At 63.3% G+C, this 23480-nt stretch carries 25 protein-coding genes; 7 read left to right on the forward strand and 18 right to left on the reverse strand.

The features are described from left to right. The first annotated feature begins 106 nt into the window (after nucleotides 1-106). The gene (locus tag AC04PH_RS12130; RefSeq protein ID WP_483065998.1) at nucleotides 107-520 is read left to right on the forward strand and encodes a DUF4177 domain-containing protein; all 414 of its coding nucleotides are present in this window, start codon (nucleotides 107-109) and stop codon (nucleotides 518-520) included. Between the two features lie 16 nt (nucleotides 521-536). Here the strand turns inward: AC04PH_RS12130 and AC04PH_RS12135 are convergent, their stop codons facing one another. Then, on the reverse strand, nucleotides 537-791 hold the full coding sequence (locus AC04PH_RS12135) for a BolA family protein (RefSeq protein WP_483065999.1): 255 nt from the start codon (nucleotides 789-791) through the stop codon (nucleotides 537-539). Between the two features lie 76 nt (nucleotides 792-867). On the opposite strand from AC04PH_RS12135, the gene AC04PH_RS12140 reads away from it, so the two are divergent. Beyond that, nucleotides 868-1503, forward strand: coding sequence for a J domain-containing protein (locus AC04PH_RS12140; RefSeq protein WP_483066000.1), 636 nt, complete (start codon nucleotides 868-870; stop codon nucleotides 1501-1503). Between the two features lie 47 nt (nucleotides 1504-1550). Here the strand turns inward: AC04PH_RS12140 and AC04PH_RS12145 are convergent, their stop codons facing one another. The 3 genes from AC04PH_RS12145 to AC04PH_RS12155 form a co-directional block, all read right to left on the reverse strand. After that, nucleotides 1551-1994 carry a hypothetical protein gene (locus AC04PH_RS12145; RefSeq protein ID WP_483066001.1) on the reverse strand — a complete coding sequence of 148 codons (444 nt, stop codon included), beginning with the start codon at nucleotides 1992-1994 and terminating at the stop codon, nucleotides 1551-1553. Nucleotides 1995-2149: 155 nt separating this feature from the next. Then, entirely contained in the window at nucleotides 2150-2839 is a 690-nt protein-coding gene (locus AC04PH_RS12150; protein ID WP_483066002.1) for an anti-sigma factor, read from the reverse strand. Next, entirely contained in the window at nucleotides 2836-3378 is a 543-nt protein-coding gene (locus tag AC04PH_RS12155; RefSeq protein WP_483066003.1) for a sigma-70 family RNA polymerase sigma factor, read from the reverse strand. The genes AC04PH_RS12150 and AC04PH_RS12155 overlap by 4 nt, the downstream gene beginning before the upstream one ends. A gap of 173 nt (nucleotides 3379-3551) precedes the next feature. Between AC04PH_RS12155 and cobS the strand changes: the two genes are divergently transcribed. Genes cobS through AC04PH_RS12180 form a run of 5 tightly spaced genes read left to right on the forward strand, consistent with a single transcriptional unit; the run spans nucleotide 3552 to nucleotide 9060 of the window. Further along, a complete protein-coding gene (gene cobS / locus AC04PH_RS12160; protein ID WP_483066004.1) occupies nucleotides 3552-4538 on the forward strand; it encodes a cobaltochelatase subunit CobS in 987 nt (328 codons plus the stop codon). 44 nt (nucleotides 4539-4582) lie between these two features. After that, nucleotides 4583-4990: a hypothetical protein gene (locus tag AC04PH_RS12165; protein ID WP_483066005.1), complete on the forward strand. Its 408-nt coding sequence runs from the start codon at nucleotides 4583-4585 to the stop codon at nucleotides 4988-4990. Continuing rightward, nucleotides 4987-6864 (forward strand): cobaltochelatase subunit CobT, encoded by a 1878-nt coding sequence (gene cobT / locus AC04PH_RS12170; protein ID WP_483066006.1) that lies wholly within the window; start codon nucleotides 4987-4989, stop codon nucleotides 6862-6864. The genes AC04PH_RS12165 and cobT overlap by 4 nt, the downstream gene beginning before the upstream one ends. A gap of 38 nt (nucleotides 6865-6902) precedes the next feature. Then, complete coding sequence (locus AC04PH_RS12175) at nucleotides 6903-8693, forward strand: aminopeptidase P family protein (protein WP_483066007.1); 1791 nt, start codon at nucleotides 6903-6905, stop codon at nucleotides 8691-8693. Between the two features lie 22 nt (nucleotides 8694-8715). Next, a complete protein-coding gene (locus AC04PH_RS12180) occupies nucleotides 8716-9060 on the forward strand; it encodes a DUF427 domain-containing protein (protein ID WP_483066008.1) in 345 nt (114 codons plus the stop codon). A gap of 2 nt (nucleotides 9061-9062) precedes the next feature. On the opposite strand, the gene AC04PH_RS12185 is transcribed toward AC04PH_RS12180, so the two are convergent. From AC04PH_RS12185 to AC04PH_RS12250, 14 genes are all read right to left on the reverse strand, one after another. Next, nucleotides 9063-10751, reverse strand: a complete 1689-nt coding sequence (locus tag AC04PH_RS12185) for a chloride channel protein (protein WP_483066009.1) — start codon at nucleotides 10749-10751, stop codon at nucleotides 9063-9065. 357 nt (nucleotides 10752-11108) lie between these two features. Then, nucleotides 11109-12761, reverse strand: coding sequence for a DNA repair protein RecN (gene recN, locus AC04PH_RS12190; protein WP_483066010.1), 1653 nt, complete (start codon nucleotides 12759-12761; stop codon nucleotides 11109-11111). Between the two features lie 39 nt (nucleotides 12762-12800). Beyond that, nucleotides 12801-13613 (reverse strand): outer membrane protein assembly factor BamD, encoded by an 813-nt coding sequence (locus AC04PH_RS12195; RefSeq protein ID WP_483066191.1) that lies wholly within the window; start codon nucleotides 13611-13613, stop codon nucleotides 12801-12803. A 169-nt stretch (nucleotides 13614-13782) separates the two neighbouring features. After that, nucleotides 13783-14697 (reverse strand): UDP-3-O-acyl-N-acetylglucosamine deacetylase, encoded by a 915-nt coding sequence (gene lpxC, locus AC04PH_RS12200; RefSeq protein ID WP_483066011.1) that lies wholly within the window; start codon nucleotides 14695-14697, stop codon nucleotides 13783-13785. 232 nt (nucleotides 14698-14929) lie between these two features. Continuing rightward, nucleotides 14930-16513: a cell division protein FtsZ gene (gene ftsZ, locus AC04PH_RS12205; RefSeq protein WP_483066012.1), complete on the reverse strand. Its 1584-nt coding sequence runs from the start codon at nucleotides 16511-16513 to the stop codon at nucleotides 14930-14932. A 174-nt stretch (nucleotides 16514-16687) separates the two neighbouring features. Further along, nucleotides 16688-18022 (reverse strand): cell division protein FtsA, encoded by a 1335-nt coding sequence (gene ftsA, locus AC04PH_RS12210; RefSeq protein WP_483066013.1) that lies wholly within the window; start codon nucleotides 18020-18022, stop codon nucleotides 16688-16690. Next, the gene (locus AC04PH_RS12215) at nucleotides 18022-18906 is read right to left on the reverse strand and encodes a cell division protein FtsQ/DivIB (RefSeq protein WP_483066014.1); all 885 of its coding nucleotides are present in this window, start codon (nucleotides 18904-18906) and stop codon (nucleotides 18022-18024) included. Before AC04PH_RS12215 ends, ftsA begins: the two co-directional genes overlap by 1 nt. Further along, the gene (locus AC04PH_RS12220; protein WP_483066015.1) at nucleotides 18894-19820 is read right to left on the reverse strand and encodes a D-alanine--D-alanine ligase; all 927 of its coding nucleotides are present in this window, start codon (nucleotides 19818-19820) and stop codon (nucleotides 18894-18896) included. Before AC04PH_RS12220 ends, AC04PH_RS12215 begins: the two co-directional genes overlap by 13 nt. Nucleotides 19821-19926: 106 nt before the next feature. Continuing rightward, nucleotides 19927-20847 (reverse strand): UDP-N-acetylmuramate dehydrogenase, encoded by a 921-nt coding sequence (gene murB, locus AC04PH_RS12225; RefSeq protein WP_483066016.1) that lies wholly within the window; start codon nucleotides 20845-20847, stop codon nucleotides 19927-19929. Further along, nucleotides 20844-21131, reverse strand: a complete 288-nt coding sequence (locus AC04PH_RS12230) for a hypothetical protein (protein WP_483066017.1) — start codon at nucleotides 21129-21131, stop codon at nucleotides 20844-20846. Before AC04PH_RS12230 ends, murB begins: the two co-directional genes overlap by 4 nt. After that, nucleotides 21131-21430, reverse strand: coding sequence for a UDP-N-acetylmuramate--alanine ligase (locus AC04PH_RS12235; RefSeq protein WP_483066018.1), 300 nt, complete (start codon nucleotides 21428-21430; stop codon nucleotides 21131-21133). Before AC04PH_RS12235 ends, AC04PH_RS12230 begins: the two co-directional genes overlap by 1 nt. Beyond that, nucleotides 21430-21681, reverse strand: coding sequence for a DUF2484 family protein (locus tag AC04PH_RS12240; RefSeq protein WP_483066019.1), 252 nt, complete (start codon nucleotides 21679-21681; stop codon nucleotides 21430-21432). The genes AC04PH_RS12235 and AC04PH_RS12240 overlap by 1 nt, the downstream gene beginning before the upstream one ends. Further along, entirely contained in the window at nucleotides 21678-21932 is a 255-nt protein-coding gene (locus tag AC04PH_RS12245) for a DUF2484 family protein (protein WP_483066020.1), read from the reverse strand. The genes AC04PH_RS12240 and AC04PH_RS12245 overlap by 4 nt, the downstream gene beginning before the upstream one ends. After that, a complete protein-coding gene (locus AC04PH_RS12250) occupies nucleotides 21929-23479 on the reverse strand; it encodes a hypothetical protein (protein WP_483066021.1) in 1551 nt (516 codons plus the stop codon). The genes AC04PH_RS12245 and AC04PH_RS12250 overlap by 4 nt, the downstream gene beginning before the upstream one ends. Between the last annotated feature and the right edge of the window lies 1 nt (nucleotide 23480).

Below are 23480 nucleotides of genomic sequence, written 5' to 3' on the forward strand. Positions count from 1 at the left end.
CCAGCCCTAGCAATTCGCCGCCGACGCGCGCCGTCGTGTCCGTCAACGCTTGGCGCAGACGCCCGGCGTTGATATACCGTCGCGGTGGACAACAGGGGATATGCACATGAACACTTACGAATACGCCGTTGTTCCGGCACCGAAAAAAGGCATCAAGGCACGCGGTGTAAAGACCTCTGAAGACCGGTTCGCCTATGCGATCCAGTCGATCATGAACGAATACGCTGCCGAAGGGTGGGAGTATCTGCGTACCGACACCCTACCATGCGAGGAGCGGCACGGCCTGACCGGGCGCAGCACGGTGTTCCAGAATATGCTCGTCTTCCGCAAGCCATTGAAAGCGATGCAAAAAGACGACCGCGACCTGTCCCGCCCGGTCGAGGCGCCGGAGTATCTGGCAGAGGCGCCGCCCGTCGCCAAGCCCGCCACAATCGCAGCCCCCGCACCGACACCGATGTTGGAAAACAGGCCGCTGGACACCGATCCCGACCGCCCCGAACCAAAGGTCGCGGCGGAGTAGCGAAAAGCCTGCGCGGCTATCTCACCTCGATCGCCAATGCGTGAATCCGTCCGATGATGTCCGGCCCGATAGCCGCGTGGATCGCGCGGTGCCGGGCCAACCGCGACATCCCGTCCAGGGCCGATGCACGGATCACGACACGCCAGTGGCTTTCGCCCGTCCCGTCGTCGCCCGCATGGCCCGCGTGTTGGTGGCTTTCGTTCACGACTTGCAGGGATTCTGGCGCGAGTGCTGCGGTGATCGCGTCATTTATCTCGGTTTCAAGTCCCATTATTTTCGCCCTGCCCCCTTCAATCCGCTGGCCATGTGTTTATTGTCGCATGGCCGTCCAAGAAAGGTAACCGCACATGGATAAGAAAGACCCCTTCGGATTCGATATGTCCGTTTCCAGTGCGAAGAAGAAGAACCCGCGTGGCCGCCGTGGCATGTCGGGCGCATCGGAAACATCGACACGCGTCTGCGATCACGAGGGCTGTGAAGAGGCCGGAAAATACCGCGCGCCCCGCTCGCCTGACGTGCTGGATGATTACCTGTGGTTCTGCCAGCAGCACGTGCGCGAATACAATCTGAAGTGGAATTTTTTCGACGGCACGTCGGAGGCCGAACTGATGGCGCAGATGGACAAGGATCGCGTCTGGGACAGGCCCACCAAGCCGTTCAAGCGGTCCGAGGAACAGCGCGCATGGTCGCGCCTCGGTGTCGACGATCCGCATCAGGTATTGGGCGCGAACGCCACCCAGAACCCCGGGCGCACCAACGGCAACACGCGCCGCCTACCGCCAACCGAGCGGCGCGCCGTCGAAATTCTGGACGCCAAGGACAACTGGTCCAAACCCCAGATTCGCAAGGCCTACAAGTCGCTCATCAAGGTGCTGCACCCGGATATGAACGGCGGTGACAGAAGCCAGGAAGATCAGCTGAACGAGGTGGTCTGGGCGTGGGATCAGATCAGGGTCAGCCGGAATTTCCGCGACAAGGATTAGGCTGCGACGATACCGTCCGCGCAGATGTAGCGCGGACGCGCCTTGGCCTAGGCGAGCGCCTCTGCCGTGCGGATCGCGAAAATGCTGTCACGCTCGCGCCGCCATGCCGCCACAAGAACATGCGCGGCCAGCAGCATCGTCACCCAGATCATCGCAAGAAGCGGCGAACCGACCATCGTCACGACCAGCGAGAACGGCCCGAACATGGTGCCGTAGAGCGGCAAGGCCAAAGTGCCGGCGATGACCGAAGCGGTAAAACTGACGATGAAAATACCCGTCACGGCCCGGCCCCACCCGACGATGCCCGGATGGCCGAACCAGTCGCGCGCCAGAACGGCCGCGACCGGGCCGCCGATGGCACCCGCGAAAATGATCCAATAGTCGTAGAGACTGAGCGCACGGATGATCTGGGTGCCGCCACCCAGCTGGTTCACGACGATAAACGCCATGAACGCCCCGAATATACCGATACCGATCAGAGCAAGCAGCAAGCTCTGCTCTCCTTCAGATAACTTCAACCGTTTCAAGCGACGGGCGTGCATGGAGACTCCGATTCGGTTCGTCATCCCTGTCTGACGGCCAAATGCGCCAAAAAATGGGCCGGTTTGGGGAAACGGAGCCGGCAGTAGGGCGACGCGGCGTCACCCTAGAGCGAGATAATCGGCCCGACGGCAAGCACGGCACCGGTCGGAGCGCCGGTCGGTGAACCGCCCTCGGGCTCGTCGCTGATCGCAAGGACGCCGTTCTCAAGCGCTGGCGCGATGTCGGGAGCCACCTCGATCACCGCGGTTTGCGCTTCAGGAATGACGCCGAGCGACACAGGCGCATTGTCGCCCGCAATCAGCCAAAGTTCCAGCGCGCGCCCCGCGGCGGCATTGCCGGCAGACCGGGTGAGGCTAAGCGTGCCGTCGCTTTCGTCATAGCTCGCCTGCACGACGAGACTGTTGTCCTCGGCCACGATTTCGGCGGTATAGGTCGGCGGATCGAGCCACCCGAGCAGACCGGTGGTATTGACCACCCACAACACCGCTACAGCCGCGATGGCACCGCCCGCAAGCGACGACACAAGGCCAAGACGCGCGTACCAGGGCTGCTTTTCTTCCACACCGAACGCCGCTGTGGAAATCGCCTTCCAGATCGAGGGCGGCGGTTTGACTTCGGCGATGTCGTCCGTCAACCGCACATAGTTTTCAGCCCAGAACACGTATTCATCCCGCAGCGCCGGATCGCGTGTCATGGCCGCCTCGAACGCACGGACCTCGTCGACGGGCAAAAGCCCGAGAACATATTCCGCGGCCTGTGGCCAGCCTTCTGGTTGTTCTATGTCTTCAGTCATAACGACAGACACTCTTTCAGTTTTATCAGGCTTCTGCGAAGCCATGTGCGTACAGTGTTGAGCGGCAGATCATAGCGATCGGCCAGCTCCTGATATGTTTCCCCCTCCAGATATGCGCGGCGTACCGCATCCGATTTCTGGTCTTCGAGCTGCGACATGCAGTCGACGATCCGTGCCCGATCGGAAGAGGCCATTGCCAAAGCCTCCGGTCCGGGTCGCGCGTCTTCGATCTCCGCCGCCTCGTCGAGACCCGAGCCTGTCGCCTTGCGGGCGCGCAACTTGTCGATACACAAGTTCCGCGTGATGGTGATCAGCCAAGTCATCGGGCTCAGCCCGTTGACCTGATACCGGTCCGCATTGCGCCAGATTTTCAGATAAGCCTCTTGAACTGCGTCCTCTGCTTCTGCGCGATTACCCAACACACGCAGGGCCACGCCAAAGAGTTTCGCCGAGGTCGAATTATAGAGCTGGGAAAACGCATCGCGGTCCCCCAGCGCCATGCGCCCGATCATGTTTTCTATGTCGGAAATCGTCGCCATGTCGCCCCTGCTCCTGTCCCACGGACACCATCACCGATCTGCACCAAATATCAACCATTTCAAGCGATCGCTGAAAAATTGGCCACTGGCCTTATCGCCTTTCCCTTGCAGCGCACCACGTTATGTTGCATCCCGGCAGCACTTGAGACGCGAAACGAAAAGGCACGACGGATATGGCTGACGGGACGACTGATGCGCAGATGAAGCCGACCGAGGACATCTCTGTCCGCGATTTGTTCGGGATCGACAGCGACATGAAGGTCAAGGGATTTGCCGACCGCTCCGACCGCGTGCCGGAAATCGACAGCACCTACAAGTTCGACCCCGACACGACCTTGGCGATCCTCGCCGGCTTCGGCTACAACCGTCGTGTCATGATCCAGGGCTATCACGGCACCGGAAAATCGACCCATATCGAACAGGTCGCCGCCCGCCTCAACTGGCCCGCCGTGCGCGTGAACCTCGACAGCCATATTTCGCGCATCGACCTGATCGGCAAGGACGCGATCAAGCTGCGCGACGGCGTGCAGGTCACCGAATTCCACGAGGGCATCCTGCCCTGGGCGCTGCGCAACCCCGTCGCCATCGTGTTCGATGAATACGACGCGGGCCGGGCTGACGTGATGTTCGTCATCCAGCGCGTACTGGAGACCGACGGCAAGCTGACGCTGATGGACCAGAACACGATCATCACGCCGCACCCCTGTTTCCGTCTGTTCGCCACCGCCAACACGGTCGGCCTTGGCGATACGACGGGGCTTTATCACGGCACCCAGCAGATCAACCAGGCGCAGATGGACCGCTGGTCGCTTGTGGCCACGCTGAACTATCTGTCCCACGACGCGGAAGCCGCGATCGTGTTGTCCAAGTCGCCGCACTACAACACCGACAAGGGTCGCAAGATCGTCAGCCAGATGGTCACTGTTGCCGACCTGACCCGCACCGCCTTCATGAACGGCGACCTGTCCACCGTCATGTCGCCCCGCACCGTGCTGGCCTGGGCGGAAAACGCGCGGATTTTCCAGGACGTGGGCTATGCCTTCCGCCTGTCGTTCCTGAACAAATGCGACGAGCTGGAGCGCCAGACGGTCGCGGAATTCTACCAGCGGTGCTTCGACGAGGAACTGCCGGAGAGTGCGGCGAGCCTGAGTTTGGGGTAAGCATCGGTGTCGGATGCGGCACCCTGAAACAAAGAGGTGATGACATGGCAAGATCAATGCAATCCTGGGCCATGGGTGCAACCTTGACAGCCTTCATCATGCTGGGCGCCTGCGCCGCCACCGACAGCGACGACCAACCGGCTCCGGTGCTGCCCACCGGCGTGACCGACGCTGAAAAATTCGCCGCCTGCATCGGCAAGGCGGAGTTTGACGCGGTGCAGCCTGCCCCCGCCCTTGCAGATGACACGATCGGCGAGGCGACACCGGCGCGGATCACTCTGGCCGAACTGAACGACAGATATACACGTGTGGCGGATATGGTCTCCTCCGACGTGGCCGAGCGCATGTTTGCCGCCCGGTCGGCTGCGCGCAGCCCGACGGCAAATCCGGCATCGACCCTTTGCCACGATTTGACCGATTACAGCTTCAGCGCCGAAGGCTTCGTGATTTGACCAAACCCTCCGACAATCCCGCCGATCCGTTCAAGAAGGCGCTGGCCGAGGCCACGAAGGTAATGGCCGACGATCCGGAATTGTCGGTCAGCTATTCCGTCGATCCGGCGGGCCAGACCGCCGAGACGATCCGCCTGCCGCAGGTCACCCGACGCATGACCCGCGACGAGGTATTGCTGGCGCGCGGCACGGCGGATGCCTTTGCGCTGCGTCATAAATTCCACGACCCCGCGACCGCCGCGCGCTACATGCCGCAGGGCCAGATGGCCAAGGACCTTTACGAGGCGATGGAAACCGCCCGGGTCGAGGCCGTGGGGGCGAGATACATGCCCGGCACCTCCGGCAATATCGACGCCAAGATCGCCAACGAGGCGCAGCGCAAGGGCTATGACCAGATCAAGACCAGTGCCGATGCGCCGCTGGCCACCGCCGCGGGATACCTGATCCGCCATCTGGCCACAGGCCGCGACCTGCCCAAGGGGGCCGACAACGTCATGGACCTGTGGCGCGGGTTTATCGAGGAACAGGCGGGCGGCACGCTGGAAAACCTGACCGACATGCTGGCCGATCAGCAGGCGTTCGCCAAATTCGCGCGGCAGATCATTTCCGACCTCGGCTATGCCGATCAGCTGGGCGACGACCCCGATGCGCTGGACGACGAGCAGGAGGACGACGCAGAGGAAGGCACAGACGACGCACAGGACGACGAATCCACCGGCAACGAAGAGGACGAGGGCGAAGAGGCCGATGCCTCGCCCGAACAAACGCAGGAAGAGCAGCAGGACCAGTCCCAGGCCGAGATCAGCATGGACGATCAGGCCGATGCCGAGATGGGCGAAGAGACCGAAATGCCCGAGGGCGAGGCCCCGCCGGAGCCGCCGACCCCGATGCCCGTGTCCGATGCAGACCCGAACTATCAGGTGTTCTCTGCCGAACATGACGAGGAAATCAAGGCGGAGGATCTGGCGGAACCGGTGGAGCTGGAACGTTTGCGCGCCTACCTCGACCAGCAGCTTGAACCGCTGAAAGGTGCCGTGTCACGGCTGGCCAACAAGCTGCAGCGCCGCTTGCAGGCCAAACAGAACCGGTCATGGGAATTCGATCTGGAGGAAGGCATCCTCGATGCAGGGCGTCTGGCGCGCGTGGTGTCGAACCCGACCACACCGCTGTCGTTCAAGATGGAAAAAGACACCGAATTCCGCGACACCTGCGTCACGCTGCTGCTCGACAACTCCGGCTCGATGCGCGGGCGACCGATTTCCATCGCGGCGATCTGTGCCGATGTCATGGCCCGCACGCTGGAACGCTGTGACGTGAAGGTCGAGATTCTAGGCTTTACCACCCGCGCCTGGAAAGGCGGGCTCGCGCGCGAGAAATGGCTGGCCGAAGGGCGGCCCGCCACGCCGGGGCGGCTGAACGACCTGCGGCACATCATCTATAAATCCGCCGATGCGCCTTGGCGGCGCGCGCGCCCCAACCTGGGGCTGATGATGAAGGAAGGGTTGCTGAAAGAAAACATCGACGGCGAGGCGCTGGAATGGGCGCACCGCCGGATGCTGGCCCGGCAAGAACAGCGCAAGGTGCTGATGGTCATTTCCGACGGCGCGCCGGTGGATGACAGCACCCTGTCGGTGAATCCCGCCAACTACCTTGAAAAACATCTGCGCGACGTGATCGCCATGGTGGAGAAGCGCCGCGCGGTCGAACTTGTGGCCATCGGGATCGGCCATGATGTGACGCGCTATTACGATCGGGCGGTCACCATCACCGATGCGGAACAACTGGCGGGCGCGATGACCGAACAACTCGCTAGCCTGTTCGACAGCGACCCGCGCAAGCGCGCGCGCGTGCTGGGAATGCGCAAGGCAAGCTGACACCGTCCGACCTTTGGACCAACCGAAAGACCGCTCCCATGTTCCAGACGTTCGACGCTTCCTCCACCCCCGAACAGGGGCCGCCGCGTCTCGCCGCCCTGCGTCATGCCATGGCGGCGGCAGGGCTGGACGGATACCTCGTTCCACGTGCCGACGTGCATCAGGGCGAATATGTCGCCCCACGCGACGACCGGCTGGCTTGGCTGACCGGGTTCACCGGATCGGCCGGGTTTTGCGTCGTGTTACAGGAGATCGCCGGTGCCTTCATCGACGGACGCTACCGGGTGCAGGTGCGCAGCCAAGTGGCCGATGTCTTCACCCCTATCCACTGGCCCGAGGTACAGCTTGCCGACTGGCTGAAGGATCACCTGCCCAACGGCGGCAAGGTCGGCTACGACGCCTGGCTGCACACGGTGGACGAGATCGCCGAACTGACGAAAAAGCTGCTCAACTCGGGCGTGACACTCGCCCCTGTCGCCAACATGATCGACCCGCTGTGGGATGACCAGCCCGCGCCGCCCGATGCACCCTTCACGACCCACCCGGTGGAGTTGGCGGGCGAGGATCATTCAGCCAAGCGCACGCGTCTGGGCGCGGACCTCAAGGCCGACAGCGCCGTGATCACCCTGCCCGACAGCATCGCCTGGCTGCTGAACATCCGCGGCACCGACATCGCGCGCAATCCGGTGCCGCACGCCTTTGCCGTTCTGCACGGCGACGGTGCGGTCGACCTTTTCGCCCGACTTGGCAAGACCGAAGGCATCACGGCCCACCTAGGCCCCGATGTGACCGTTCATGCGCAGGACAGCTTTGACGATCATCTCGCAACCCTCGACGGAACGGTGCAGATCGACCCGAAATCCTGCCCCGCCGCCGTGGCGACGTTGCTGATGGATGCAGGTGCCACGATCCTGCACGAAACGGACCCCTGCGTGCTGCCAAAGGCCACCAAGAACGACACCGAAATTGCTGGCGCGAAAGCGGCCCACCACCGCGACGCGCTGGCCATGGTGCGCTTTCTGGCCTGGCTCGACGACGAAGCACCCAAGGGCGGGTTGACCGAAATCGACGTGGTAAAAAAGCTGGAAGGTTTCCGCACCGCCACCAACGCCCTGCGCGACATCAGCTTCGAGACGATCAGCGGTGCCGGACCGAACGGCGCCATCGTGCACTACCGCGTGACAGAAGACAGCAACCGCGCCGTGAACCGGGGCGAGTTGCTGCTGGTCGACAGTGGTGGGCAATACAGCGACGGCACCACCGACATCACCCGCACCATGAGCATCGGCGCGCCTACGGACGAACATCGCACCTGCTATACCCGCGTGCTGCAAGGCATGATCGCGATCAGCCGCCTGCGGATTCCCAACGGGCTATCGGGGCAGCATATCGACGCATTGGCGCGCGCACCGCTCTGGATGGCGGGACAGGATTATGACCATGGCACCGGCCACGGCGTCGGCAGCTATCTCAGCGTGCACGAAGGGCCGCAGGGGATTTCACGCCGCGCGACCACGCCGTTCCAACCGGGCATGATCCTGTCGAACGAACCGGGCTACTACCGCGAGGGCGCGTTCGGCATCCGGATCGAGAACCTGATGGTCGTCGTCCCGGCCCCGGACCTTGCAGGTGCCGACGACCGCGAAATGCTGGCCTTCGATACACTCACGTTTGTGCCGCTCGACCGCAGGCTGATCGACACCGAACTTCTGACGCATGCCGAACGGGACTGGATTGATGGCTATCATGCCGCTACGCTGGACGCTCTTGCGGCGCAACTCGACGGGGCGGCGCTGACGTGGCTGCAAAACGCTTGCGCCCCACTCTGATCCGCTTGAAGGAGCTTTCCGCATGTCCGACGTTGAAATCACGGTAACGCCCGCAACAGGAACCTGGGTGGTCCGCGCCGCAGGTGCGGTCATTGGGGAAAGCACGCAGGCGCTTTCGCTGAAGGAAGGCGATCTGGATCCGGTGATCTATTTCCCGGCCGAGGATATCGCGATGGCCTTTCTCGATCCCTCCGAAACGGTCACCCGCTGCCCGCACAAGGGCAAGGCCAGCTATTTCACCATCGTCGCGAAGAGCGGCCCGCTCACCGACGCCTGCTGGAGCTATCAGGCCCCCAAGGACGAGGTTGCGCAGATCGCGGGCTATCTCGCCTTCGCGCACGAGAAAGTCGCCGTCGAAAAGCTCTAGGATCAGGAATGTTCCTCGGCCGCGGTGGCCGCCATTGCCCGGTTCATGGCGCGCAGGGCGTCGACGTGGAACACGGCCCCCCAGAGTTCCGGCGGGGTGGTTTCCGACCCGATGGTCACGACCGGCACGAAACTCTGCCCCGTCGCCTCGAACATCGGCATGGCTTGCTCCAGCGTGGCGTTGCCGTCGATATAGATGCCTTCCGCGATCAGATCCCAGCAGTCGTCCTCCGACGCGGCGCTGGCCACATCCTTCGGGCGCATCACGTTCGCCACCCGGAACGTCGCCAGCAGATAGGCCTGCGGGCCGGCGGCCAGATGCACGTTGCGCCGCTCCAGTTGTGTCAGGAAGAACGACCGGTCGACCAGACGCGCGGAGAGGGCCGATGACAGGGACACGGCCACCATGACCGCAAGGCCGGTCTGCCAGTCGCCGGTCAGCTCGAATACGATCAATGTCGTCGAAATCGGCGCGCCCAGCACGGCGGCGGCGACGGCCCCCATGCCTGCCAGCGCATAAAGCGTGCCTTCCCCCGACATAGTCGGGAAGATCGCGGTCGCGACCCCGCCGAACGCCAGTCCCGTCAATGCGCCGATCATCAGCGACGGGGAAAACACGCCGCCCCCCATACGCCCGCCGATGGTGATCGAAACCGCGACGACTTTCAGGATCGCGAACACCACTGCCTCGTGAAACAGAAGCTCCCCGGTCAAGGCGGCAGACGTCGTCTCATAGCCAACGCCGATGATGTGCGGGAACCAGATCGCGATCACTCCCAGCAAGGCACCCGCGACAGCGGGGCGCAAGGCACGCGGCAACCCGATATAGGTTTGCAACTGCGTCGCGACCGTATCCGCCCAGAAAATACTGCGCATCAGAACGACCGAAACCAGCCCGCAGACCAGCCCGAGCAACAGGAACGCCGGCAATTCGACATAGAATTCCAACGCATTCTGGATCGGCAGGGCAAATTCGGTCACGTCGCCGAAGGTCAGCCGGCTGAGCACGCTGCCCGCGACGCTGGCGATCACGATGGGGGCAAAGGCGTGCAGACCAAAGTGGCGCAGCACCACCTCCAGCGCAAAAAGCGCCCCCGCGATAGGTGCGTTGAAACTGGCGGACACGGCGGCGGCCACGGCACAGCCCAGCAGGTCGCGCCCGGTGATGCCGTTGGCCTTGATCACACGGCACACCAGCGTGGACAGCACCGCGGCCAGGTGCACGACAGGCCCCTCGCGTCCGCTCGACCCGCCGGTCGACAGCGTAATCATGCTGGCCACCGCCGATACAAGGCCGCGCCGCACCTCGACCCGGCCCTCGTTCAGGGCCGCGCCCTCGATCACTTCCGCGACAGAGCGGACCCGCCCGTCGTTGGTGAAGCGGTCGAGCAAAAGACCCACGACAAGGCCACCGATGATCGGCACGATCAGCACCGCATACCAGTCCAGCCCAGCGACGAAGCTGTGCAATTTGCGAATGTCGTCGACGCCATAGACCGCCGATTGCACCTCCTGCACGATCAGACGGAACAGGATCGCTGCACCGCTGGCTGCGATACCGACGCCGAGTGCGATAAACCAGAACTGGATTTGGCTGGGGCCGCGCGATTTCATCACGTGCAGCGCATTGCGACACTGTCCGGCGACATGCCGGCTGCCATCCCTGACCCACGTTTTGATCGGCACCGACATGCGCAAATCCGCCTTCCCCGCGTGCGTTCCTGCTTACGCGAAGTCTGTGGGCGGTCCAAGGCCGATTGGCTCGAACCTCCCGGGCCATCGCGAAATACGGATTTATTTGACTGGTTGGTCAAATACGACCATGCTTGCGCACGACCCCGCAGATAAATGCGCGTGCAACCGATCGTTTTGGGGGATGGTCGACCTCACGCGATCTGCGCGGGCAGCCCCGAATTCAAAGGCGCGCGCGACGGAGGTGAGTGGCCGAAGCGTGCAACCATTTGAAGGGTAAGTTGGCCCGAACATCGCAGGGGGCGTCATCGGGATCACACCCGTGATCGCCCCCTTATTCTTTCTGGGCGGATTGGATCAGCCGTCGTGCAGCAGGACTTTTGCCGCGGCCCGGGCCTCGTCGCTGATTTTATCACCAGACAGCATTCGTGCAATTTCATTGACCCGTTCCCTGGAATCCAGCGGGGTGACGGTTGAAATTGTGCTATCGTCGTCCTGCGTTTTCTCGACCCGCCAGTGGTGCGCACCATAGCCCGCGACCTGCGGTGAGTGTGTCACGACCAAAACCTGACCACCCTCGGCGAGTGCCGCCAGCCTGCGACCAACGGCATCGGCGGTCGCGCCGCCGACCCCGCGATCAATCTCGTCGAAGATCATCGTCAGCCCGTCGCTGTGGCGGGTCAGGCAGACCTTGAGCGCCAACAGAAACCGGCTCATCTCGCCGCCCGACGCGATCTTGTTCAGCGGTCCGGCAGGCGCACCGGGATTCGTCGCGACCTTGAATGCGACAGCGTCGATCCCCTCCGGCCCCGGCTCGGCATCGTCAACAACAGTCTCGAACACTGCGCGATCCATTTTCAGCGGCGCAAGTTCCGCCGCCATCGCTTCATCAAGTGCCTTGCCCGCCCCTTTTCGCTTTTCACGCACAGCCTCCGCCGCTTTCAGATAAGCAGACTCTGCCGTGGCAGCCGCTTTCTCCAGCCGCGCGATTTCGGCACTGCCCCCGTCCAGCGCCGCAAGCCGCGCAGACAGGTCGTCGGCAAAGGCAGCGAGATCGTCCGGCAGCACATCGTGTTTGCGCGCCAGGCCGCGGATCGCGAAAAGACGCTCTTCGACATCCTCGAGGTCAGCAGGGTTGAACGACAGGTTGTCCAGGCAGCGCATCACACTGTCCTGCGCGTCGCTCAATTCTATCGTCGCCCGCTCCAGCGCACCGATGGCGGCGTCCAGTTGCCCTTCGGCCTGATCGGCAACCCCGATCAGCCAGCGCGAGGCGTCGTTCATCTGTCCCTCGGCGCCCGACAGGCCAATCGCGTCATGCGCACGGGCGATGTCCTTGCGGATCTTCTCTGCGGCTTGCATCAACCGGCGCTGGGTATCCAGCGTCGCCTCCTCCCCCGGTTCCGGCCTCAACTTGTCCAGTTCGGCGACGGCATGGCGCAGGTATTCTTCCTCTGCCTGTACTTTCTCCAGCGCCTCCTGCGCGCGGGCCACTGCCTTGCGGGCCGCCGACCAATCGCGCCAAAGCTGCTGCAAGGCCGCGAGATCGGTCTGCAACCCGGCGTATTCATCCAGCATCTGACGGTGGCCGCGCGGGTTCAGCAACCCCCGGTCGTCGTGCTGCCCATGCAATTCGATCAATGTGTCGGACAAGGCCCGCAGCACCTCGCCACTCACACGGCGGTCGTTGATCCAGGCGGTCTTGCGCCCGTCGGCGGTGTTCACGCGGCGCAGGATCACCTCGTCCTCGACGGTGATACCCGCCTCTTCCAGCACGGCGCGCCCGGGGTGACCGACTGCCAGATCGAACCAAGCCGTCACCTCGCCCTGCTCCGCCCCTGCGCGCACAAGTTCCGCGCGCCCCCGCCAGCCCAAGACAAATCCCAATGAATCCAGCAGGATAGATTTCCCGGCACCGGTTTCCCCGGTGAGCACGTTCAGACCGGGCTGAAACGCGAGTTCCAGCCGGTCGATGATCAGCATGTCCCTGATATCAAGTCCGCGCAGCATGTTTCATGCCCGACTGGCGGGCCAAGCGCCCGCCATGGATCAAAGCCATTCGCCGCGCACGACCTGCCGGTAGATCGACGCCAGCCAGTTGTCACCGGTCGCCCGTGCCTCCAGCCCACGCCCGGTGAGCAGGGCAAAACTGTCCTGATACCATTCCGTCGATTGGTAGTTGTAGCCCAGGATCGCACCGGCGGTCTGCGCCTCAGCCGTCAGGCCCAGCGACAGATACGCCTCCACCAAACGGTGCAACGCCTCTGCGGTATGGGTCGTGGTCTGGAAATCCTCGACCACGATGCGGAACCGGTTGACGGCGGCGGCGTAGTGCCCGCGCTTGAGGTAGTAGCGCCCGATCTCCATCTCCTTGGCGGCGAGGTGATCGAAAGCTAGATCGAATTTCAGGATCGCGGAGCGGGCATAATCCGTTTCGGGGTAATTCTCGATCACGGCCCGCAACGCCTGCAGCGCCTGGAAGGTCAGCCCCTGATCGCGCCCGATGTCGTCGATCTGGTCATAGTAGGACAGCGCCAGCAGATACTGCGCATAAGCGGCGTCTTCCTCCGCCGGATAAAAATCCAGATACCGCTGCGCGCTGGCACGGCTGTTGGGATAGTCCCGGTCACGGTGATAGGCGAAGGCCTGCATGATCAGCGCGCGGCGGGCGTATTCGGAATATGGATAAAGCCGCTCGATCTCACCGAAGTAGAAGGCCGCATCGTCCGCCTGCCCCGTCTCAAGCTCGAACTCGCCGCGTTCGAATATTTCCTGCGCGGTATAGGCTTCAAGCGCCCCTTCCGCGCGGGGATCAAAACCGCCACAGGCCGCAAGCGTCAGGAGCGACACCGTCGCAAGGATTTTCGTCACGGCGCGGGTGCGCTGACCAAAGCCTGAATTCTGATGCGCCTGCACGTCTGCACCCCACTCATCGGGCACATTGGCCCCGTTGCGGATGTGTCTAGCATAGAAAAATCCGGTGCAAAATGCCTTTTGCCGCCTGCCCGGTCAACTTCGCGCGGGCATGGCGTCAGGCAACGGCGACAAGGTCCGCAGGCTTCACACCGACGCCCGGCAGCCGTGCCGCGATCGCGGCATCGCAGGTAACCCAGCGCCAGGCATCGGGCCGCGCGAAAAGGGCATGCAACAGCTGATTGGTCAGCGCATGGCCGGCGCGCACGCCCGTATAGCGCCCCAGGATCGGTGCACCCGCCGTCGCCAGATCGCCAAGCGCGTCCAGCATCTTGTGGCGCACGGCCTCGTCCGCATGACGCAGGCCGCCCGGCGTCAAAACCGCATCGCCATCGACCACGACCGCGTTGTCGAGCGTCCCGCCCAGGGCGAGGCCCTTGGCATGCATCGCGTCCACATCCGCCTGACGGCAGAACGTGCGACTGTCGCACAGCTCGCGGACGAACGACCCGTTCGCCATGTTCAGCGTCTTGCTTTGCCGACCGATGGCCCGGTCGTCAAAGTCGATCTCGAACGCGATCTGAAGGGTGGTGGCCGGTGACAGGCTGGCCCGCGCCGGCCCTTGGGACACGCTCACCTCGTCGAGGATCTCGATCGCGCGCAGAGGCTGGGCCACGCCGCAGACACCGGCGGCCACAAATTCGCGCACGAACCGCGCCGCACTACCGTCGAGGATCGGCACTTCCGGCCCGTCGATTTCGATCAGGGCGTTGTGAATGCCACAGCCAGCTAGCGCGGCCATAAGGTGTTCGATGGTCGAGACGGACACACCCTGCCCGTTCAGCAACCGCGTGTTCAGGGGGGACACGTCCACATTGTGCCAGAGTGCCGCGATCCGGCCATGCGTGACATCGGTACGCTGAAACACGATCCCACTGCCGGCGGCGGCCGGACGGACGGTCAGGCGCGCGGGCTTGCCGCTATGCAATCCCGTGCCTTCAAAGTGAACTGCTGCCTTCAAGGTCGTCTGCACGGACGGCCCTTTCGTGTCTGATTTCCCGTTCCATTTTAACTAGTTGGTGACGCCTTCGGTCTCAATTCACGCTTTGCAACCGACTGAAATATCCTGTCGCATTACTGTCGCAGATTCGCCAATTCGCATTGAACACCTTGATTCCAAACAAAAAAGCCGCCCGAAGGCGGCTTTTTGATCGTGAGCGGAACGTAGCGTCAAAAGGTCACGTCGTCTGACCTTTCGACGGGTTTCAGTTGGCCTGACGACGCAGGAACGCGGGAATTTCGATCCGCTCCTGCTCGGGGTCCGTCTCCGGCTCTTCGCGCAGCGCCTTGACTTGCGGGGCCTGACGCACGGGTTGCTGCTGCTCGGCCCCCGACCCGGTCATACGGTTGATCAGGGAGTTGATACCAAAGCGGGGCTTTTCGCCCTCGGCGACGCTGGGCTGGCCCTGCTCACGTGGCTGCTGCTGCGGCGCGCGACTGACGGCTGCCTGCAGACGTGCCATCGCCTCTGGCGACGGTGTGCCGGGCGCGGCGGCGCGTGGCGCGACAAAGGTTTCCTCGGCGGCGACTTCTTCGCGCGGCTGGTAGGCCGGTGGCGGCAGATCGTCGCTATCGTCGATGGCAGCATGCATGTCGGAGAAATCATCCTCGACCTGCGGTGCACGACGGTCGTCGTCCATTTCCGCAAACAGCGTCGGTTCCGGCGCAGGCTCGGCCCGGCGCGGTGCGGCGGCAACAGCGGCGGCGGGCGCGGGCTGGCGCACGGGTGCGGGCTGCGGCTCGGGGGCTTCCTCAGCGGAAACGGATTGCGTCAACGGCTGCGACATCGACCGGCGCGGCACGGGCACATCGTCGGCCTTGGCGATGGCGTCGATACCGGTCGCCACGACGGAGACGCGCATCTTGCCGCCCATTTCCGTGTCGAGGGTGGAGCCCACGATGATGTTCGCCTCGGGGTCGACCTTTTCGCGGATCTTGTTCGCGGCCTCGTCCAGTTCGAACAGGGTCAGGTCGTAACCACCTGTAATATTGATCAAAACGCCGCGCGCGCCTTCCAGCGAAATTTCGTCCAGCAGCGGGTTGGCGATGGCCTTTTCGGCGGCCTGCACGGCGCGATCATCGCCCTCTGCCTCGCCGGTGCCCATCATCGCCTTGCCCATCTCGTCCATCACGGCGCGGACATCGGCAAAGTCGAGGTTGATCAAACCAGGACGGACCATCAGGTCGGTGACGCCTTTGACGCCCTGATACAGCACATCGTCGGCGAGTGCGAAGGCTTCGGTGAATGTCGTGTTTTCATTGGCCAGACGGAACAGGTTCTGGTTGGGAATGATGATCAGCGTGTCGACGACCTTTTGCAGCGCCTCGATGCCGTCGTCGGCCTGCTTCATGCGCTTGCCGCCCTCGAACTGGAACGGCTTGGTCACGACGCCGACAGTCAGAACGCCCAACTCACGCGCGGCCTGCGCGATGATCGGGGCGGCACCGGTACCCGTACCACCGCCCATACCAGCGGTGATGAAACACATATGCGCGCCGGCCAGATGATCGACGATCTGCTCGATGCTTTCTTCGGCGGCGGCGGCACCGACGCTTGCACGTGCGCCCGCGCCCAGCCCTTCGGTCACCTTGATACCCATCTGGATCCGCGCGTCGGACCGCGACTGTTGCAGAGCCTGCGCGTCGGTGTTGGCGACGACGAACTCGACCCCGTCAAGCTGCTGTTCGATCATGTTGTTGACGGCGTTGCCGCCGGCACCACCCACGCCAAACACCGTGATGCGTGGCTTGAGTTCTTCCTGACCGGGAATCGAGAGGTTCAATGTCATGTCGCTGTCCGCCTGTGTTATGGGCCCGTCCCACCGGGCAGTCTGTCCTGAATTGTGCCGATCCTAAACGCCTGTTGCCCAGACGTCACGGAAAAAACACAATTTGCCCACAAAATATGGGCCTGTTTGGCAGCATTTCCGCCGGATTTCGGCGTATCGGCAAAATCTTGCGTATCACCAGTTGTCCTTGAACCATTTGACGGCCCTTTTGAACGATCTGGCCGAGGTTCTGTCGGCGGGAATCTCGAAATCCCACCATTCGTCCTGGGGATTCGCGGCAAAGAGCGTGAGCCCCACAGCACCGGAAAAGGCAGGTCCGGTCGCGGCCTGCGGCAGCCCCTGCACCCGCAGCGGGCGACCCAGCCGAACCTGCTGGCCCAGTATCTTGGTCGCCAGCCCGTCCAGCCCCGGTATCTGACTGGCACCACCGGTCAGCACGATTTTCTGCGACGGCAGGTGGTCGAACCCGGCCGCATCCAGCCGTACGCGCACCTCTTCCAGGATTTCCTCCAGCCGGGGGCGCATGATGCCGATCAGTTCAGCCCGGCTGACCGTGCGCCGGTCGTGTTCCCAATCGCCGGTATCGCCGCCGATCTCGATCATCTCGCGGTCGTCCATGCCGGTGGCCACGACACCGCCATAAAATGTCTTGATCCGCTCCGCCGTCGCCATAGGCACCTGCAGGCCCATCGAGATATCGGAGGTGACGTGATCGCCGCCCATGCGCACTGCATCGGCATAGATCATATGTTTCTTCATGAAGACGGAAATGCCGGTCGATCCGCCGCCAAGGTCGATACAGGCGGCGCCCAGTTCCTGCTCGTCCTCGACAAGCGACGAGACGCCGGACACATAGGCCGCCGAGGCAAGCCCGGCCAGTTCCAGGTCGCACCGCTTGATACAGAAATAAAGGTTTTGCAGCGCGACAGAATCCACCGTCAGCATGTGCATGTCGGTCGTCAGCTTGTTTCCGATCTGCCCGCGCGGATCGGCCATGCCGCTGCGATGGTCGAGCGCAAAATTCACCGGCTGCGCGTGCAGCACGTCGCGGTCCGCGCCGTAATCGGGCACATCGCAGTTCGCCATGACCTGCCCGATATCCTGTTCGGTCACGGTGCCGCCCGCGATATCGACCGCGCCGTCCAACCCATAGGACCGCGGGCGCGCGCCAGACAGGCAGGCGATCACGTGGTCGACACGCACGTTCGCCATCTTCTGCGCGGCATTGACGGCGGTGCGGATCGCACGTTCGGTTTCCTGCATCACGTCGACTTCACCAAAGCGCACACCGCGCGAACGGGTCGTCGCAGCCCCGATCACCCGGAACGACGACTGCCCCGCCATAGAGCCCACGCCATCGCTGTCCTCGAACCGCTCCGGCCCGTCAAACCGCAGCACCAGGCACGCAATCTTGGATGTCCCCACATCCAGGATCGCCACTACACCCCGCTGCATCGCGGCCTTGCGCATGTTCCGCATCGCGCGCTGGCTTTCATAAAGGTCCCGCATCAATTCGTATCCCCTGTCTCGCTGACCCGGCGCAGCGCGTTGGCTGCGTCGTGCGTCACTCTTATTGTTGGCCTTTCGGCGTTTCGCATATCGATGGCGGCGACGTCGCGGGCCAGCAGGTCCTGGGCCTGCTGCAGTGCGATCACCCGGTCGAGCGCGCCCATCGGATCGTTTTCCGGCAGCAGGACACGCTGTCCCCGCTCCATCACCATATCCCACCGGCGTTCGCCCATCCGGACCAGCCCGCGCACCCGGTCGGAGACGGGGCGCGCCGTGGCGAACAGCGCAAGCGCCTCTGCGATATGCTGTTCGGCACCGTCGCCCGCGATCAGCGGCAGGTCACGGCGCATCGCCCGGCTTGCGATCACGCCAGAGAACACCCCGTCCGCGTCGATCAGGCGCAGCGTTTCACCGTCACGCCAGATCGCAACCGGCACCCGCGGTGTGACGCCGATATCGAGCGCTCCGCCCTCGCCGACACGCACGCGGGCCGATTTCACCGCATACATATCCTCGACGGTGTTCCGCACCGCCTCAAGATCAAGGTCGAAAGACGACAAAGGAAATTCCAGCGGCAGCACGGTCGCCACATCGGTCGCAATCTGCATGTCGCCACCGGTCACGTTCATCTCGGTGATCATGAATTCGGGTCGCTGCTGCACCATCGCCTTGACCTCTGCCACCTTGGCGGTCAGCAGGGCGCGGTTGGCGTCCTTGGAAAACCAGACGGTGCCGATCACCGCGATCAGGATCAGCGGCGTCCCGATCCGCACGGCACCGCGAAACCCCGGCGTCAGCATCAGCCGCTGCCAGCGATAGCCCCATTTTGAAGGGGCCGGATCGCGCAGGGTACGCGGGCGGCGGTATCCGTTCAGCGGTCGCATGACGCATCCTCCACCAGCCAGCGGCACAGCGCCGGAAAGTCGATCCCGCAATGCGCGGCCTGTTCGGGGGCCAGCGACGTGGGTGTCATGCCGGGCTGCGTGTTGGTCTCGAGCAGGATCAGCCCGTCCAGCCCGCGGCTTTCATCCCAGCGGAAATCGGTGCGGCTCAGGCCCCGACAACCCAGCACCTGATGCGCCCGCAAGGCGTAATCCATGCAGGCGTCGAGAATCTCCTGCGGAATATCGGCGGGGATCACATGGCGCGATCCGCCTTCCTCGTATTTCGCGGCATAGTCGTACCAGCCCTCCGTGATGATGTCGGTCACGGTCAGGGGTCGGTCGCCCATCACGGCCGTCGTCAACTCGCGCCCCGGCGCATAGGTCTCGACCATCACCTGCGGCGGCATGTCTTCGGCCAGCTTCGGCGGGCCGTTCGCGCTTTCGTGCACGATGTAGATCCCGACAGAGGAGCCTTCGTTGTAGGGCTTCACCACATAGGGTGGCTGCATCACATGGTCGGCCATCACATCATCGGCGGAAGCCAACACCGAGTCGACGAAAGGCAGCCCGTGGGCACGATAGACCTCCTTGGTGCGCTGCTTGTCCATCGTCAGCGCCGAGGCTAGCACACCGGAATGTGTGTACGGAATGCGCAGCCATTCCAGCAGGCCCTGCACGCAACCATCCTCGCCCCAGCGACCATGCAATGCGTTGAAAACAGCGTCGGGGGCAAGGTCTTGTAGCTGCACGCCAAGGGCCGCGCTGGTCTGCTGACCCGCGTCCACTTCGATCACGTCACATCCTGATACCCGCAAAGCGGCTGCGCATTCAGCGCCCGAACTCAACGAAACCTCGCGTTCCGAAGATGGGCCACCCATCAATACAACCACTTTCGGGTTTGCCCTGCTCGACATACCCACCGCCTCAAACGCGGAGCTTTGCGCCCCGTCTTTCGATTTTCACGATCCTTGCCTCGGATCAGGCCCTTTTGCGGGCCATCTTGCACACGTGCTGGCAGCCCTACCGGACACCGACCCGCATGATTTCCCATTCTAGCGTGATCCGGCTGGAATCGTAAACCTTTTTCCGCACCGCCTCGCCCAAATCTTCAAGGTCGGCGGCGGTCGCACCCCCGGCGTTGGTCAGGAAGTTTGCATGCTTTTCGTTCATCACGGCACCGCCCTTGGTCGCCCCTCGCATCCCCGCATCCTCAATCACCTTCCAGGCTTTCAATTCGTGTGTGTCATCTGCCTGCCCGGTGCTGGAGAACCCCGCAGGGTTGCGGAAAGTGGACCCTGCGGTGCGGTCCTTGGTCGGCTGTGTCGCATCGCGTTTCGCCAATTGCTCGGTCATGCGCTGGTCAAGCGCCGCCGGGTCACCCGCCGGGGCATCGAACACGGCCCCGGTAATCACTGCGCCCGCAGGCAAGGTGCTTTGCCGATAGGCCAGTTGCAGGTCGGCCGCCGCCAATTCCGTCACCGTCCCGTCGCGCAGGACCACCGTGACCGACCGCAGCACATCGGCCACATAGGACCCGTAACAGCCCGCGTTCATCCGTACGGCACCACCGATGGTGCCGGGGATCGTGCGCAGGAAGGTCAGATCGCAGCCCTCTGCCGCCGCCTTGCGCGCCACATGCGCATCGAGTGCGGCGGCACCGGCGCGCACGGTCTGCCCGTCGATCTCGATCCCGTTGAACCCGCGCCCCAGCCGGACCACCACGCCCCTGATCCCCCCGTCTCGCACGATCAGGTTCGACCCGACACCCATCGGGAACACCGGCACCTTCGGATCGAGCGCGGCAAGGAAATCCGCCAAATCGGCCTCATCCGCAGGCTGGAACAGCACCTCCGCCGGGCCACCCACGCGCAGCCAGGTCAGCGGCGCAAGCTCCCGCGCGGGGGTCAATGTGCCACGCACCGGTGGCAGATCGGCAATCATGAACGACGCACCTCCGTGAGCCAGGCAATCATCACGCCGATACCCAGCCCCACAGCAAACGGCAAGTTCGCGAACAGGCCGAACAAGAGGGGTATCATGCCCTCCCATCCCGTCGTGCGCAGAAGCCAGAGATAAAGGAAGACCCCGACCGCGAGCGCCAGCGCGAGAAGCACCCAGATCGCCGCGAAGGCCCGCATCCTGCGCGCGACAAAGCCCGCGATCCCTCCCGCCAGCGCAAAGGCGGTCGGCATGGCGACCAGAAACACAAATTCCGTACTATCCATCAGCGTGCCCTCGAGTTGCGGCGGCGGTAGATCAGCCAGCCCAGTAACAGACCGGCACTCGCGCCGATGGTGGCGGGTGTCAGGAAGATACCGCTCGCGATGATGGCCGCCATTGGGGGGATTCCCAGCGACCGCGTGGAAAAGTAGATCGCGACGACCAGCGCACCGCCCAGCACGGTTGCGATCGTCAGGGCCAGACCGGATTTACCCGACACCATCAGCCTGGTCACAACGGCAAAGGGCACCAGCCCACAGGCTAGCATCACGCCTAGCACTGCAATGTCGGCCCAGCCTTCCATCAGCCGCGCACGATCTGGCGCTTCAGCCAGCGGCCCAGAAACAGCACCGGCCAGCGCAGGAACGACATGCCCGCCGCCAGCACCGCCATGCCGATCCACGGCCCGTTTTCATAGGTGACCCAGCCGACGAGCGGCACACCGATGGCGATCAGGAAATAGGCCCGCCGCCAGTGATTGTCGCCCGACGGCAACATCCCCAGTAGCGAGGCAAGAACGATCCACAGACAGGCGGCGATAAGCGAAAGGGTCATTTCGGGACCTCTGGGTTTTGGCCGCGCGCGCGGCGGTAGAAGTACAATAGCGGGTTTCGGAACATCGACACAAAGGCAAAGAGGCCAAGGACGCCGAACATCCAGCCGAAATCATGGGCCAGCCAGAGGATGACCAGCGGTGCCGCGATGAGAAGTGAAATGCCGGGGACGTACTGCTGTCGCATCGGCAGGAAAGCCGTGACGGCTGAGGCGATGACCCAGAGGGCGGCTGTGATGATGGAGGGGGTCATAGGAACCAACTCCATATTTCGGAGATGATCCGGAACCCGCCTCCGGCGGCCTTACCTACCTTGTTCGCATCTTCGGCACCCTTGACAATCGTTTCGCGGGTCGTCGGCGCGTCTCTTTGTTCTTTGCGATCCAACGCATCCATTTGAATGGCACGCTCACCTTCGCGCACGAGCGCACGTTCCCTTACTTCATTCGGCGTATCGCTTGACGCGATCAGAGGGATATCTTCCAAAATCTCGGATTGAAGGCCGGGCTCTGATTGCCCCGCGCGGGTTTCCAGCAATTGCTGGAAGGACAATTGTTCCTCCTGCGCCAACTCATCATAGCGAACCCTGACACGTGCATTGATACGCGCCTCGATTTCCGGATCATTTGCGCGCAAGTCAGTGCGACTGCGTTCAATCTCCCGTAGCAGTTCGTTGATCGCGCGATCTTTCGTCAGGCCATTGTCCCTTGCGACTTCTGCGATACGATCCATCGCGTCCGCCAGTTTCTCGTAGAGCCTGCCTGCACGATCCTGATACATCCCGATCCAGCGGTCGATGGTGTCACAAACACCCGCTATGCAGGCCAAATATGTCTGTGCAGACACCATCTCGGAACGAATCTCGGAAAGTGCTTCCTGCACCCGATCAATTGCTTCCTGCTTGATGTCGTCAGACAATCCAGAAATTGCTGACGCTTGAAATTTACCGTTGTCGTTTTTGGAAATACGCTCCGTCGTGGTGGCGCTTTCGCTCGCATAAACCGCCAACACCTCATCAAACAGCGGCGTCACCTTGGCTGGATCGCCGAGCCAGTCGTCTTCGGTCAGCTTTGACAGGATCGGCGCGAGAAGGTCGGGGTGCGTAACCTGACCCGCCAAGACCCGCTCATACCAAGTGACCCAGAAGCGCCAGTCGTTTGTGTCAGAACCAAAAGCCGCTTTCGCCGCTTGCCAGTCGCGGGCGATGTCCACTTGCATCGCGGACTTGTCCCAAAGTGGCCGCGATTGAACGAAATCGGGCTTTTGCAAATCCGCCCGCACAGCCTCCCATATTTCGGCGGCATGGGCGGCGGCGGCACGGGCGGCGGCGGCGGCACGGGCGGCGGCACGAGCGGCATCGGCGGCGGCATCGGCGGCGGCATGGGCGGCGGCATCGGCGGCGGCATCGGCGGCGGCACGGGCGGCGGAATCGGCGGCGGCACGAGCGGCATCGGCGGCGGCATGGGCGGCATGGGCGGCGGCATAGGCGGCGGCATGGGCGGCGGCATCGGCGGCGGCACGAGCGGCACGGAAGGCGGCATAGGCGGCATTGGCGGCAATACCGGAGGTTGGCGAAATACAAGCAACCTCCGGTATTGTGATTGCGCCCCAGATCGGCAAGGCCGTCAAATCACGTTTGCCCTCGGGCGCGTTTTCAGCAAAATATCGCAAAGCCACAGGGGCTACCCGCAAAGCTGCACGTGACGCCACATACCGCGCTGTCGCAATCCGAGTATCCTCCGGCAGCCCATTCAAATAGGCCCCCAAACTCTCCTGATCTACAACGTCCGCAACGTCCACC

The sequence above is a fragment of the Yoonia sp. KMU-150 genome, assembly GCF_056858355.1.